This is a genomic window from Niveibacterium sp. COAC-50, assembly GCF_013184235.1.
GTDB classification, from domain to species: Bacteria; Pseudomonadota; Gammaproteobacteria; order Burkholderiales; family Rhodocyclaceae; genus Niveibacterium; species Niveibacterium microcysteis.
On record NZ_JABCJM010000004.1, the window covers coordinates 359,082 to 374,155 of the forward strand.

General features: G+C 63.4%; 9 protein-coding genes. 4 read left to right on the forward strand and 5 right to left on the reverse strand.

Features of this window, described 5'->3' with window-relative positions; genetic code table 11:
* Positions 1–52 precede the first annotated feature (52 nt).
* The gene (locus HH302_RS17140) at positions 53–922 is read right to left on the reverse strand and encodes a DUF4380 domain-containing protein (RefSeq protein WP_172203468.1); all 870 of its coding nucleotides are present in this window, start codon (positions 920–922) and stop codon (positions 53–55) included.
* A 440-nt stretch (positions 923–1,362) separates the two neighbouring features.
* Between HH302_RS17140 and HH302_RS17145 the strand changes: the two genes are divergently transcribed.
* The 4 genes from HH302_RS17145 to HH302_RS17160 all read left to right on the forward strand — a co-directional run bounded on the left by HH302_RS17145 (position 1,363) and on the right by HH302_RS17160 (position 10,428).
* Positions 1,363–4,791, forward strand: coding sequence for a hypothetical protein (locus tag HH302_RS17145; protein ID WP_172203469.1), 3,429 nt, complete (start codon positions 1,363–1,365; stop codon positions 4,789–4,791).
* A gap of 553 nt (positions 4,792–5,344) precedes the next feature.
* Positions 5,345–8,671 (forward strand): chitobiase/beta-hexosaminidase C-terminal domain-containing protein, encoded by a 3,327-nt coding sequence (locus HH302_RS17150; protein WP_172203470.1) that lies wholly within the window; start codon positions 5,345–5,347, stop codon positions 8,669–8,671.
* Between the two features lie 98 nt (positions 8,672–8,769).
* Positions 8,770–9,405, forward strand: a complete 636-nt coding sequence (locus HH302_RS17155) for a type II secretion system protein N (protein WP_172203471.1) — start codon at positions 8,770–8,772, stop codon at positions 9,403–9,405.
* 273 nt (positions 9,406–9,678) lie between these two features.
* Positions 9,679–10,428 carry an SOS response-associated peptidase gene (locus HH302_RS17160; protein ID WP_172203472.1) on the forward strand — a complete coding sequence of 250 codons (750 nt, stop codon included), beginning with the start codon at positions 9,679–9,681 and terminating at the stop codon, positions 10,426–10,428.
* Between the two features lie 292 nt (positions 10,429–10,720).
* Here HH302_RS17160 and HH302_RS17165 read toward each other — a convergent pair whose 3' ends face one another.
* The 4 genes from HH302_RS17165 to HH302_RS17180 all read right to left on the reverse strand — a co-directional run bounded on the left by HH302_RS17165 (position 10,721) and on the right by HH302_RS17180 (position 14,935).
* Positions 10,721–12,454 (reverse strand): hypothetical protein, encoded by a 1,734-nt coding sequence (locus HH302_RS17165; protein ID WP_172203473.1) that lies wholly within the window; start codon positions 12,452–12,454, stop codon positions 10,721–10,723.
* 673 nt (positions 12,455–13,127) lie between these two features.
* A complete protein-coding gene (locus HH302_RS17170) occupies positions 13,128–13,472 on the reverse strand; it encodes a hypothetical protein (RefSeq protein WP_172203474.1) in 345 nt (114 codons plus the stop codon).
* Positions 13,473–13,563: 91 nt separating this feature from the next.
* Positions 13,564–13,926, reverse strand: coding sequence for a hypothetical protein (locus HH302_RS17175; RefSeq protein WP_172203475.1), 363 nt, complete (start codon positions 13,924–13,926; stop codon positions 13,564–13,566).
* 616 nt (positions 13,927–14,542) lie between these two features.
* A complete protein-coding gene (locus HH302_RS17180; RefSeq protein WP_172203476.1) occupies positions 14,543–14,935 on the reverse strand; it encodes a hypothetical protein in 393 nt (130 codons plus the stop codon).
* Between the last annotated feature and the right edge of the window lie 139 nt (positions 14,936–15,074).

A 15,074-nucleotide genomic window follows, 5' to 3' on the forward strand; every position in this document is an offset into this window, starting at 1 on the left:
TTTTCCTGCGCAGCGGACCATGGCGGATATCAGGCAACGGGCGGGCACGGCATCAGCGCGCAGCGATGCGCCGCGCCAAGGCCACCAGCCCTGGCTCACCGACGCCCACACGCAACGCGGCCGGCAGCGGCTCGAGATACCAGCACACCGGGTAGCTGAGCGCTTCGCCCGGCGCGAGCTGCACGTAGGGGCCGTGATTCTCCAGCTCGACATAGAGCGCGTCGTCGTGCCCCCAGATCTCGATTGCGCCCTGGCCCGGCGCAAAGGACTCAAGTGGTGTGACCGGGAAGGTTTTGACGAATAGCAATCGCTGCCCGCTGCCTACATGCGCCAACCAACCCTCACGCCCCAGCTCGAAAAGCTTGCGCCCTTTCTCAAGTACCGCCGGCGCGAACGGGTACCAGCAGATGCCGTCCTGCTTGATGACGGGATGCAGGTCAGTCTCCGGCAGCCCTTCGGCAGCCTCGAACGGAAAGAAGCTCAGGCCGCCCGTGGTGCGGGTCACTTCCCACGGCGCCACGTGCACCGGCGTATCGCCTCGGTTCGTGATGCGGTATTCCAGCTCGATCCGCTCGGCACTGGGCTCAGCGCGAATGCGCTTGGTGAATTGAAGGCCACTCGGGTCGATCCCGCTTTCAAGCACCAGCGTGTCGCCCTCGCGGCTGGCGAGGTAGGGCTGCGTATCGAGCACCGGGCGCGGCGGCCAGTCCCAGGTGCGCTGCGGGGAATCCCAGAGCGTGGAGCCATAGTTGTCGGGATGGACCGAAGCGGGGGTCAGGATCTCTTCGCCGTTGCGCGAGAAAGAAACGATCCGCCCGCCCTTGGCGACATCGACACCCAGGGCAAGGTCGCCGGCCACAAGCCATTGCAACCGCTGCAGCTGGGCGCCGTGTAGCGGAGTAAAGGGGGAGGTAACAGACATCTCTGTATGACCGAAAGTTAGTGGAGCTCCGGACGGCGAAGCCCGGCAAACCAGACGGCGAACACGCGCAAGCCGGCCCTTCCATCCAGGGTCAAAGCCCGGCCAGCCTTTGGCTTGCATAGGCTTGAACACGCCCAGGCGCCGCGCCGCAAAATGAAACCGCTTTCACATTTAAGCACCGATCTCCTGACGCGTCACCCAAGCCCCCGCAGGAAATCCATGGAAACTCCGCGGCCTTTTGGCTGCAAGCCGTGCAGCCACTTAGTCAGCACACAAAACGGGTTCGCGCACTTTCAGCAAGACGGATCATTTCCTGTGCAGTTAGACTGGCGGCAGATGTAAGCGCTTTCATTTTGGTTTTGCTTACCGCGCCGGCGGCAGGTCTTGCAGAGGCAGGCACGTCGGCGCTCCCCATACACATTCGAAAATTCCGAGCACACATGAGTACCTCAAGCGGCAGTTTTGTCACCCTGGACGGTCGGCGTTACTACGAGATTCGCGGCTACGACGAACTGCCGCCCTTCTTCATGACGATGGTGTCGGCCAGCGATCTGTGGCTGTTCATCTCGTCGCACGGCGGTCTTACGGCCGGCCGCGGCGCGCCCGAGCAGGCGCTGTTCCCGTACAACACATCGGACGTGCTGCATCGCAGTGGCCTGCATACCGGCAGCCGGACCTGGCTGCGCGTTGGCGCCGGCGACGCCGCGCGCGAGTGGGAGCCGTTCAACCTGGAACAACGTGGGCGTTACCGCCTCGAGCGCAGCCTGCTCAAGGACGAGCTGGGTATGCGCATCGTCTTCAGCGAGACCAACCACGATCTGGGCCTGTGCTTTTCCTACACCTGGACCAGCGCAGGGCGCTTCGGCATCGTGCGTGAAGCGAGCCTGCGCTCGCTCGGGCAAGCGGTCGATCTGGAGCTCGTCGATGGCGTGCTCAACCTGTTGCCGGCGGATACCCCGCGGGCGCTGCAGAGCCGCGCAAGCAACCTGATCGACGCCTACAAGTGGAACGAGCTCGAAGCCAATGGCCTCGCCACTTACTCGCTGTATGCGCGGATCAGCGATCGCGCCGAGCCGGCCGAGTCGCTGCTCGCAACGGTGGCGTATGCGGTGGGCCTCGAAGGCGCCGCGATTCATCTGGCCGCGAGCGATTTCGACGCGCTGCGCCGCGGTGACTCAACCGACGCGGCCACGCTGCGCCGTGGCGTGGCGGGCGCCTTCCTGCTGCATTCCCGGCTGAACCTGGCCGCCGGCGCGACCAGGCAGTGGCGCATCGTGCTCGACACGCCGCTCAAGCAAAGCGACGTGCTCGCACGTTGCAACGACCTGCGCGACACCGCTGCGCTGGCCCGCGAGCTCGATGCGGCGCAGGCGGCCGACGAAGCGGCGCTGCGCGAGCTGCTGGCCTCCGCTGACGCCTTCCAGGCCGTGGCGGACGAGCACACCGCCTGCCACCACATCGCCAACACGTTGTTCAACGTGATGCGCGGCGGCGTATTCGATGACCAGTACCGTATCGACCGCGACGACTACCGCGCCAACCTCGCGCTGCGCAACCGCAAGCTGGTCGAGCGCCACGCCGCGTGGATCGAGAGCCTGCCGGCCTCGCTGACGCTGACGCAACTGCACATCGCACTCGCCCAGCAAGGGGATGCGCAGCTGCGGCGCCTCAGCATGGAATACCTGCCGCTGGTGTTCGGCCGCCGCCATGGCGACCCGAGCCGCCCGTGGAACCATTTCAGCATCCGCGGCCGCGACGCCGACGGCCGCCTGCTGCGCGCCTATCAGGGCAACTGGCGCGACATCTTCCAGAACTGGGAAGCACTGCTGCTCGCCTTCCCGGGCTTTGCGCCGAGCGTCGTCGCGAAGTTCGTCAATGCCTCCACCGTCGATGGCTACAACCCCTACCGGATCACCCACGAAGGCATCGACTGGGAAGTCGAGGATCCGGAAGACCCGTGGTCGAACATCGGCTACTGGGGCGACCACCAGCTGATCTACCTGCTGCGCCTGCTGGAGCTGTGCGAGCGCCACGACCCGGTGGCGCTGCGGCAGTTGCTGGGTGATGCGCTCTTCAGCTACGCCAACGTGCCGTACCGCATCGCCGACTTCGATGCCCTGCTGGCCGACCCGAAACACACGGTGAGCTTCTCCAAGGCCGACGAGAAACTGGTCGCCGAACGCTGCGAGACGCTCGGCAGCGACGGCCGGCTGGTGCTGGATGCCAACGGCGAGGTCTACCTCGTCACGCTGGCCGAAAAGCTACTGGTGCCGCTGCTCGCCAAGCTCGGCAATCTCGTGCCGGGCGGCGGCGTATGGCTCAACACGCAGCGCCCGGAATGGAACGACGCCAACAACGCACTGGTGGGCGCCGGCCTGTCCATGGTCACGCTGTACCACGCGCGGCGCTACGTGGACTTCCTGATCCGCCTGTTCGAAGCACGCCCCGGTGATTTCGCGCTCGGCGCTGGTGTCGAACAATGGTTGCGTGATACCTGCGATGCGCTGGTGGCCTTTGGGCCCGGTAGCGCGCAGGACGACGCCGCGCGTACGCGCCTCTTCCATGCGCTGGGCCGCGCCGCAGAGCGTTACCGCACGCAGGTCTACGCCCAGCCCTGCCCCGCCGCGCGCCGTGTCATCAGCAGCCAATACCTGTTGCAATGCCTGCAGGCTGCGCAGACGGTGCTCGACGAATCGATCGCGCACAACCGGCGTGCAGACGGCCTGTATCACGCCTACAACCTGCTCGTACCGCACGAAGACACGGTTGGCGTGGACCACCTCTACCCGATGCTGGAAGGGCAGGTCGCAGTGCTCGCGTCCGGCGTGCTGGGTGCGAACGAAACCGCCGATCTGCTCGACGCGCTGTTCGCTTCGCCGATGTATCGGGCGGATCAGCAGAGCTTCATGCTCTACCCGGATGCCAAGCTGCCCGGCTTCCTCGAGAAGAACCGCGTGCCGGCCGCCCGTATCGCGGAGAACGCCTTGCTTGGCGCAATGCTCGCAGGGCGCGACACCCGCATCGTCGAACAGGACCCGAATGGCACCGTGCGTTTCGCCCCGGCCTTTTCGAATGCCGGCGACCTCGCCCCGGCGCTGGAGCGTGCCGGCAAGGACTACGCCGAATACACGCCGGCGACGCATGCGCAGACGCTGGCGCTCTACGAAGAGGTGTTCCAGCACCGGCGCTTCACCGGCCGCTCCGGCACGATGTTCGGCTTCGAAGGGCTCGGCTGCATCTACTGGCACATGGTGTCGAAGCTGCTGCTTGGCGTGCAAGAAAGCTTCTTCGCCGCCATTGAACAGGGCGAGGACGAGGCCGCAATCCGACGCCTCGGCGAACACTACTACCGCGTGCGCAAGGGCTTGGGCTTCAACAAGACGCCAGCCGAATACGGCGCCTTCCCGTGCGATCCGTATTCGCATACGCCGGGCCACAGCGGCGCACAACAGCCGGGCATGACCGGCCAGGTCAAGGAAGAAGTGATCGCACGCTTCGGCGAGCTGGGTGTGCTGGTTCGCGCAGGCTGCATCAGGATCCTGCCGGCCTTGCTGACCGCAGCCGAATTCGGCGTAGCCGCGCGTACTTTCAGCTATCGCGATGTGCACGACCGCGCGCAAACCCTGCCGCTCGCGGCCGGGGCGCTAGGCTTCACGCTGTGCCAAGTGCCCTTCGTGTTCCGCCTGGATCAGACCGCAGACGCGAGCCTTGAAGTCGCCGTAACGCATGCCGATGGCCGCAGCGAGGCTATGGCCGGACCGGCGCTGACGCGCGAGCTGTCGCGTCAGGTGTTCATGCGCAGCGGTGAGGTCCTGCGAGTGGACTGCCGCATTCCCGCCGCAGCGCTGTTTGGCGGAAAGGTCGCCTGAACCAGCAATCCGCGCATGCGCCTGGCGATTCCTCGCTGACGGCGGCCTTCGGGCCGCTGCGACATCTCAACGACAAAAAGGCCGGCCACGTCGCCGGCCTTTCTTTTGCCCGGCCCCCGGGCGCGCCCCCGCAGCGCCCCCCTCTGCATCCACGTCGCCCGTCCGGCGCCCGACCAGCAGGCGCGCAAAACCAAACGCCGCCGGCGTGCGCCCCACTTACTAGCGTGCCTGCGATGCACCGATGCAGCACGCCCTCCGACTGTGCAAACAACCCGCCGCAGTGGCCACGCCTGAATTAGTTCGCTGCGCAAACCATTGATTCGATGGAAAAACGCAAGCGTTGACGTTTCCCCCGGCTGAATTGCGGAACGCATGCGAACCGCTTATCTGCCCATAAATCCGCGCGTATAACGCCATCAGCCGTATCGATGAAAGCGCTTCCTTTTCTGGCGGCCAACAACGAAAGCGACACGGCGTTCGAGCCCAGGGCGTCAGCTCGGCAAGCCCCTCGCGGGGTCTCCGGGTGATGCCCACACACCGAGGAGACCTTGAAATGACCTTGCAGTTACACCGGGCGTACCGGTCGTTACTGGCAGTGCTTGCGCTGCTGATGACGATCGCGCCATTCGCGGCGCGTGCCGCGGGCTACACCGTGGGGGCCGACCTCGTCGGCAGTACCGCGACCCTCTGGTTCCAGTCCAGCGTCGGTTCGACCTGGGTTGACGCGCACTACAGCGTCAATGGTGGCGCGCAGCAAAACGTGCGCATGACCTACAACAGCAGCAAGGGCCGCTTCGAAACGACGTTCGCAGCGAGCGCCGGCCAGATCGTCAGCCATTCCTTCACCTACGACAAGGCGGGCCTGGCCTACGATTCGCCGACCACGACCACCACGCTGGGTGGCGGCGGCGGCGGTGGTGGCACGGTTGCCACGCCGACGTTCTCGGTGCCCTCCGGCACCTACAACAGCGCCCAGACGGTGGCGATCACCACGGCCACGGGTGGCGCCACGATCCGCTACACCACCGACGGCTCCACGCCGACCGCGAGCTCGCCGGTGTACAGCGGCGCAATCATCGTTTCGGCCACCGCGACGCTGAAGGCCTACGCCAGCGCCAGCGGCATGACCGATTCCGCCGTTGCAACGGCCAGCTACACGATCAACACCGGTGGCGGCTTCTCGTTCACCAACGGCGTTGATGTGTCGGGCACCACCGCGGTGATCTGGTTCCAGCCGAGCACGACGATCAGCTATGTCGACGTCCACTTCACCGTAGCCAACGGCCCCCAGCAGAACTTGCGCATGGTGAAGAACAGCAGCACCGGGCGTTACGAGAGCAGCACCGCCGTCAACTCGGGCAACGTGATCAGCTACTCGTTCACGTACAACATCACCGGTGCCGCGCAGTACGACACTGGGGCCTACAGCTACACGGTTAACCCGCCGAAGAAGACCGCCACGCCGATCTTCACCCCGGCAGCCGGCACCTATGCGACCGCGCAGAACGTTGCCATCAGCAGCGCCACCTCTGGTGCGGCGATCCGCTACACGCTGGACGGCAGCACGCCGACCGCCTCGTCGCTGCTCTACAGCAGCCCGATTGCCGTCAGCAGCGACCGCACGATCAAGGCGATCGCCATCGCCAGCGGCTATGACAACTCCGATGTCGGCAGCGCAAGCTATGTGATCACGCAGACCAAGGCCGCCGCACCGGTGTTCAGCCCGGCGGGTGGCAACTACACCAGCACCCAGACCGTCACGCTGAGCAGCATGACGGCTGGCGCGCAGATCCGCTACACCACCGACGGCAGCACGCCGACGGCCAGTTCGCCGCTTTACACCGGCGCGCTGTCGGTCAGCACATCGCAAACGATCAAGGCAATCGCGATCGCAAGCGGCTATTCCGATTCCGCTGTCTCCTCCGCGGCCTACACCATCGACAACGGTGGCACCGGCTTCGTGCAAGGCGTCTACGAGCTGGGCACCACCGCGACGGTGTGGATCAAGCCGACGGGCAGCAGCGCCTACGCGATCCTGCACTACTCGATCAACAACGGCAGCGAGATCAGCCCGAAGATGACCTACAACAGCACGCTCGGCCGCTTCGAGTTCGTGCTGACGCCGGTCAAGAAGGGTGACCTCGTCAACTACTTCATCACCTACGCCGTGGGTTCGGGCCAGCTCGATACGCCGCGCTACGGCTACACGATTGGTGGCCCGTCGCCGGTAGCCAAGCCGACGATCTCGCCCGTCGGTGGCAAGTACGCGAGCGCACAGAGCGTGCAGCTCTTCACCACCGAGCCCAGCTCGACGATCCGCTACACCACCGATGGCTCGGCGCCGAATACCACGTCGCCGCTGTACGTTGGCCCGATCACCGTGAGCAGCGCGAAGACGATCAATGCCATCACCGTGAAGAGCGATGGCAACCAGTCCGGCATCGCGAGCGAAACCTATGTGATCGGTGAAGACGACAAGACCGTTGCCACGCCCACGATTTCGCACGCCAGCGGCGACTATGGCCAACCGATCGCGGTGAACTTCCTCAGCACCACCAACGGCGCGACCCTGTACTACACGCTGGATGGCTCGACGCCGACGAGCAGCTCGACGATCTACGGCGGCCCGGTGTGGGTGCGCAGCAATGCCACCGTGAAAGTGGTTGCAATCAAGAACGGCATCAGCTCCGGCGTGGCCGCCGCAACCTACACGATCGGCAACGGCACCGGCGAAACCTGGAACGGCAAGACCACCTTCAACGTGGTCAACGGCACCAAGGGCAAGTGGTCGGATGACAAGGTCTTCTGGTCGATCATCGGCAAGGACTGGAACACCGGCAACTTCGTCCATGTCGACATGAACGGCAACCTGATCCCGATGAGCGTCGGCGACAACGGTGCGCTGGTTAAGAACGGCCAGCCTTACGCCAACTACTTCTACTCACTGGCCCAGACCAAGTCGATCACGATTCCGGCGATCAACTCGGCCCGCCTGCTGATGAGCGTTGGCGAACCGATGTACATTCAGGTGAATACCGACATCAACGGCAAGATCGCCTACGCTGGCGCCAACATCGAGAACCCGACCGACCCGAACATCGATGTGATCTTCGACTTCGGCGAGTTCGCAATCCTACCCCCGGGTGCCAACCCGCAAGGCATCTTCGTCAACACCACCCGCGTCGACCAGTTCGGATTCCCGGTCAAGCTCAATGTCACCGGCCTCGATGGCTTCGACATGACGGTGGGCGAGAATCTCACCGAATCGCGTGATGAGATCTTCGCCAAGTTCATCAACGAAGTGCCGGAAGCCTTCCGTAGCCTCGCACAGGCCCCGTACGCGCCGTATCGCATCATGGCCCCGGCGCACGCGACCTTTACGAAGGACGGCGTCAACGAGCACTACCTCGACGCGTACATCTCGGAGATCTGGGACAAGTACCGCAACGAAGATCTGGTGATGGATCTGAAGAACGGCTGGCCGGTGTTCACGGGCCGCGTGGTGGGCGACACCTTCCGCTTCACCGACAGCGCTGGCACGTACTACATCAACGGCAAGCCGACCACCTCGATGGTGATGCTGGGCGCTGGCCTGCTCGACGATCCGAAGGGCACCACGGATGTCGGCAAGCAGCTGCAGCTGCAGGCCCAGATGTGCGCGGCGCTCAACCGGCACGTCGCGGGTCAGACCTTCGACAAGTGGTGGCACTCGTCGGCCTTCTACCCGGCCGGTTCGGTAGCCAACTACTTCACCAAGTTCTGGCACGACCACAGCCTGAATGCGCTGGCCTACGGCTTCGCGTATGACGACGTGGGTGGCTACAGCCCCTCGATCCACACCGCCAAGCCGAAGAGCGTGACTTACACGATAGGCTGGTAATACCCTCCACCCTCGCAGCCAGCCGCCCGAGTGGCGGCTGAACGCGACAACATCGCCACGGCCGGGTCTCCCGGCCGTGTGCGCAAGAGGCCTTCGATATGAGCATTTCGACAAACGGCAACCTGCGCAGCGCGCACCGGCCCGCTTCCGCTCCCAGCGCACGCAGGCGTGGTCTTGGTACACGGATCGCGCTCGGTATCGCTGGCGGGCTGCTTGTTGGCATCGCCATCCATTTGATCGGGCGGCAGCTCGACACGCCCAGCACCGTAGCCGAGCCCCCCGCCAGCGCTGTCCAGCTACCCCAACCCAACGCCGCAGCAATCCCGCCGATGGTGCTGACAGGCGTGGTGCGCGATGCGGTGTCGCGCCGCACTTACGCTGTCATCTCGGTCGCGGGTGCGCCCGCGCGCGAATTCCAGGTCGGCGAACAACTCGCCGATGGCGTGCAACTCGCCGACATCGCAGACGACGCCGTCACCGTGGTCGGCAATGGCCGCTCAGTGCGCATCGCACTCACCTACATCACGCCGCCCGTGCAGGCCGACCCCCGCATCACGACGCGTAGCGCGGCGGACTGGCGTAATGCCTCGTCGGCCCGCACGCAAAACGAACCGGCCTCGCCACCCGCAACCATTGTTGCCCCGCCGCGAGGCTTCTCGCCGCCGAGCAGCACCAGCACCGATCGCGCCGTTTGGCGCGCTAGGCAGACTGAAGAGGGCCCTGCCGACCCATAGCGTCAGCGGCTGGTACTCTGCGCCGCGGCCACCAGCATCGGTCCCCCACGACGCGGCACGGCGGATTGCGTACGCGCATGACGCGGATCGCCAGCGGGGTGCGACAACGGGCGCCTGCAACGCAGATCGAGAACGCCGCGAGAGGCGTGGCCCCTACGTCGCGCTTGCGCCGAGCGGGCCGCATACCGACACTGAAAGCAGGTGAGCTCGCCGCCACTGTGCGGCACGCCACCGAACGATCGGTGATCAGACTGCGCAAACGGGGCAGATCCAATGTGTGGCCGCTATGTCGACGAATTGACCGGGGAAGAAATCGACTCTCGCACACGCGTCTCGCGATTCGCCGCGCTGACCGAACTGGCCCGAGTCCCGCGCTACAACATCAGCCCGATGTCCCCGGTACTGGTGATCACGTCTGACGAGAACGGGCGCCACCCGCGCATCATGCAATGGTGGCTGGTACCGCCGATCGCCGACGACCCGACGGCCTTTGTGCGCCGCTACACCACCTTCAACGCCCGCGCCGAAAAGCTCGCCCAGTCCGCCTTCTACCGGCACGCGCTCACGCACCAGCGCTGCGTGCTGCCGGTAAGCGGATTCTACGAATGGCAGGCGGCGACACCGCGCAAAACCGGCTCCAGCAAAACCCCGTTCTACATCCACCCGCCCGCCGGTGAGGCGCCGTGCTGGACGCTCGCCGGTATCTGGTCGACCTGGGAGCGCCCGGGCCAAGCGCCACTGCACAGTTGCGCCATCGTCACCTGTGTCGCAAATCCGATGATGGCCTGGATCCATAACGCCAAACCCGACGACCCTCGAATGCCGGTCATCCTTGATGACAACGCGATGGCAACATGGCTGGACCCAGCCATATCGGACGCAAGCGCCCTGACCGAGGTCCTCCAGCCCTATCCCGAGACGAGAATGGCGGCCCATGCCGTGGCCAAGATCGTCGGCGACGGCGCACACCTGATCGACCCATTGCCGAACGGCCGTTGCATCGGGGAAGACCGCGGCCGCTGACCTCCCAATTCAATCCACCGCGACGCGACCGGTGTTTCGGATCAAAGAACGGCGTCAGCCGACCTCGTCGCGCCTCACTGGATCAAGTGTTATTGACTATTGAAGTCGAATACGGAGCCCAATGCGGCTTCCACGGTCGCCGCCTCGACCGGTTGAATCCGCCGCCAACAGCGTTCGTTGGCGGGCAAGCCCACTTCATTTCCGCTCAACAGAAGTCCGCGTTCACGTCTCGCGGCGCTGTCTGAAAGAACCGGCGCTGCCCGGCTTGATCGCGCAGCGCCTTCCCGTTGCCTCACGCAAACGTCACCTGCAACGCAGTCCCAACGATTGCGAAAGTGGGCGTCATGCCATCGACGCTGTTGCCATTGAACTGGTCCGCCGAGAAATCGGTGAGGTTCGGCGCGGTCAGTACGGTGTAGGGCGTGCCGGCGCTGACGCCGCTGCTCTGGAACGAGAAGGTTGTTGGGTACGGCAGTGCCAGCGCGCCGGTGAGTGTCAGGCTGGTCGGGGTGCTGCCGAGCGTCACTCGGATGATGCCGCCGCGGAGTTCGAGGTTGGCCAGCGTGACGCCGCCGGCGTGGTAGCTGAGATCGAGTTCGCCATTGTCGACGAGCGAGATGCTGGACGTACCGCCGGAGGAATTGTCGTAAAACGCGATCTTGCCTCCATAGCCGCCGTTCGTGCCACCGTACGCAAACAGCACCGCGTTGCCCGCGGTCGAGGTGCCGGAAAACGTCGTGTAGCCACCCGAGGCACCCGAAATATAGGCGCCGAGGTTGTAGAACGTTCCCTCGCCGGCGGTGGGAACGTTGCAGCTATCGCCGGCGCTGCCGTTCGAGTCGCTATTGGTATAGATCGAGAACGCCGTAAAACCTGCTGCGCCACCCGGTGCGGTGGCGGGGTGGTTGTAGAAGGTGGCACTGCCCGCCGTCGGAAAATAGCTGCTCGGCTGGTTGATCGAAAAAATCGTATGTCCGGCGGTGGCGTTGCCGGAGATCGTGCTGCCGTAGTTGTTGAAGATGCCGTTGGCCGCAGTCGGCGAACCGTGTCGGGCACTGAACTCAACATGGCCACCGCCGCCCTGTTCGCTATTGCGCGCACCGAAGTTGAAGTAGGCGCCGTTTCCCGCTGATGCGCCCCCCGCGGCTACTTCCGGCGGATTGTTGTTGAAACTCGTGACGCCGCCGTAGGCCCCGGCCGCCGGTGCGGCGTAATTGTAGAAGTGCCCGTAGCTGCCGCTGGCGGTGCCGTCGAAAGCCACGTCGCCGCCATTCGCTTTGCTGCAAGTCCCGCCCTTGTTGTAGAAGTGCGCGTCGCCTGCTGTCGAATTGTCGTAGAACTGCGTGTTGCCGCCATCGCCACCGGAAACCGTACCGCCGATGTTGGTGAAAGTGGCGTTGGCAGCTGTCGAACTATCGTGGAACACGGCGTTACCGAAGGTGTCGCCATCGCTGCCGAGCGAGCCGTAGATGGTGAAGCTGGCCGACGCTGCGGTCGAAGAATCGCCGAAGCTGATCTCGCCGCCCACCGTGCTGCCATACCGCGGCGGCGTGCCGGCGCCAGTCCACGCCATAAAGTTGGCCGCACCGGCGGATGAGGTGTCGGAAAAGCGGATCACGCCGCCGCCGGAATCTTGTGCCGTTGCCGGGCCGGCGCAGTAGTAATTGTTGGCGCCGCCCGCCGAAGCGGAATGGGTGAACTTGAGCTGTGGATTCTGATACCCGCTGCTGGCAGCGGCGACGATGAAATTCTGCTGACTCATCGAGCTATTGGTCACGCCTTTGCCGGCAATTACCAGCGTTGGCGTGGTGGGCGACGGCGCGCTGAAGGTGAAGGTATAGGCCGACGCCCCTGCCGCGAATTCGATGCTGTTCACCACACTTCCCGATGCCTGCGAAAAGCTGATGCCCGTCTGCGTCGAACTGGCGAATGCCGCGGCATCGCTGGGCACCCCGGCCGGATTCCAGTTGCCCGCCGTATTCCAGTCGCCGCTGCCTGCTTCAAGATTCCAGGTGGGTGTGGACATGTTTGTCTCAGTTGTTATGGCGTGGGAACGATTCAAGATGAGGGCTAGCCTTGCACCAGACCGGCACCGAAAGGCAGCCCGGGGAACCAAACCGCCCAGCAGTTTGGCGTCCCGCTGTCGGACTGCTTAGCCTGGAGCTTAGTTGCAATAGACATCCGGCCGCGAAGTTCGTCTGGCCGCTTTCAGTCTCATACCGCCGGTCGCGGCGTCGCGTCGGCGGCTTCAGCTTGCCCGCGAGGAGACGCGCGCACCCTCTGGCCGCGTCAGATCCAGGTTTCCTTGTCCGGATCGCAGGCACAGCCCAGATTTCGACTCCATTCCCCCGGCAACCTTGAAGGCATTCGTCGTCCATAGCCCGCCAAAGCCTACTGATACATGCTTTGGCGGGTTTGCCATACGGACGGAATACCGGTTTTCGACTTTAATTGCCGGGAACAACAAGCTATTCCCGACAATTAAAGTCGAAAACTGAAGCCACGCAGTGATGCGGGTTTCCACGCCATCGAAACAGATCCTTCCACCGACAAAGTCGAAAACCAAGCCCCACGCGGTCGTGAGGACACCGTTTTGTCCGAAATCGGCCAAAAAAAGCGATCGGGCACCAGCAGGACTTCAAGCGCGCAGCCCCTTCCAAGCGGACGATCAAGCGCTCCAGAACGCCGTCATCGGCCGATTACCCACGGCCCTCGCCAATTTCTCTGAACGCGTCGATGTCGGCGTCGAGCTTCTCTTTTAGCGGCGCGCTCATTGCATCGTCTGCGATCAACCCGAAGGCGACAGCTCGGGCCACCGCTAGAGCGGGACTCAGGCTCGTGTATCGCCCGTAGAGTTCGCGAGAAGCTCCGTTGTGAAACTCATGGATGCGCTCGACCAGGTCAAACGAACTCATCCCCTGATTCGCCCACGAGCCGAACTGCGCATGAAGCTCCAACAAGCAAACTCGAAGTTCAGCATCCCACGCCTCGTCCGCAAGTCGGCGGAGCAGTTTGGTCTCGGATCTCGTGAACTCGTTGGGCATCAGGGCCCCTCAACGTTGGACGTAACGGGCACCGAGGCATAGCCGAGGGAACCCAAATGCGCAGCATTTGGGTGTCCCGTTGACGGACTTGTCAGCCGCCGGCCAGCGAGCGCCGAAGTGCAATATGTGCAAGTAGTGCAAGCGAGATTCTCGTGGCGAGCGACCAGTAGAACGCCGAAATGGTGTGGTTGAAAACGGATAACCCGTGCTTGGCAGTGCCGGGAACCAAGATTGATAACGCATATGTCGCAACGGACAGCCAGAGTAAGGCAAGTGCAGTGCGTTTTGCTCGGAACAGTTGCACGGCGCCACCGATCATGAGCGCACCACTTGCAGCAGAGCAAAGACGTAGATACAGCGGTGCATCGGCTACAAGCAATGCACCGCAGAAGAGCGAAAGGCCGACTATCGAGACCACAGACGCAAGCACAGTTATTGAGCGGATTGGCTGCATCTGGCGGCTAACGTTGGATGTAACGGGCGCCGGAGCGCAGTGGAGGGAACCAAAATGCGTAGCATTTTGGCGTCCCGTTGACAGACTTGTTAGCCAGGAGCCTAGATGCAATAGACATGAGGCCCTTCGGTTCCGCACGACCACCAAGTTTCGATCTCAGGAAAGAATGTGATCAGTTGCTCCACTACCTCGTCCGGCGTGTACCTGATACGCCAGGTTTGAAGCGCCTCAAGCCATGGCTTCCGAAGGTTGAACCAGCAACTCATCGGACCACCTCTCTTTCGTTGCAACCGTCCCCGTTTTGTTCGAGTTTGAACGCCGGATCCCTCGGGCCGACCGAAGTTAAGCACGAAATATGGGCGGTGGTATTTGTCCCACTGAAGTTCAAACTCGTATGTGACCCCGCCATCGCTCTTGCGGAAAACCGTGAACAACGCGTTGTTTGACTTCACACGCGAAAATCCCCGCGCCTCGGCAAACGGATAGAACTTCTGTTTGACGGTCTCGCGTAGCGGATTGGGCATGGAGTAGTGGCTAACGTTGGACGTAACGGGCGCCGGAGCGCAGCGGAGGGAACCAAACTGCGCAGCAGTTTGGCGTCCCGTTGACGGACTTGTTAGGCCGATTCTCTTTCACGCTGACTTTCCAGCAAGGATGACAGAAATAGACCCGCCAGAAAGACACAGATAGCAAGCAGTATCAGCACGTGAAAGATGTGCCAACTGGGGGCGTGGAGCATCGTTACCGCCGAAAATACGAGATAGATGACGAAAACCAGCAACGCAACAAGGGCCCGCCGCCACGAGTTGGAATAGTTCCAGGGTCTGAGACAAGCAATAAGGAGCGCTAGGTCAATTAGAACGTACGGAACACTGGCAGCCAGAGCATGCCAAAACGTAACTTGGCGCGACAGCGTTTCGTAGTCAAACACCTCGCGCCGAAATGTCATTGCTGCGATGGCTGCTACCGAATATGCCGCCGACACGCCGATGATCTGATTGCGACGCATGGTCTTTGGGGCCTAACGAATGAAAGGGCATTCCCCATCCCGCGGTGCCGTGTGAGCGGCGTCGCGTTTTGAGTGCCACGATGGGATTGCACAACTCATCGTCATCTCGATGGAGGGGAAGCCCATGAAAATTGTGGTC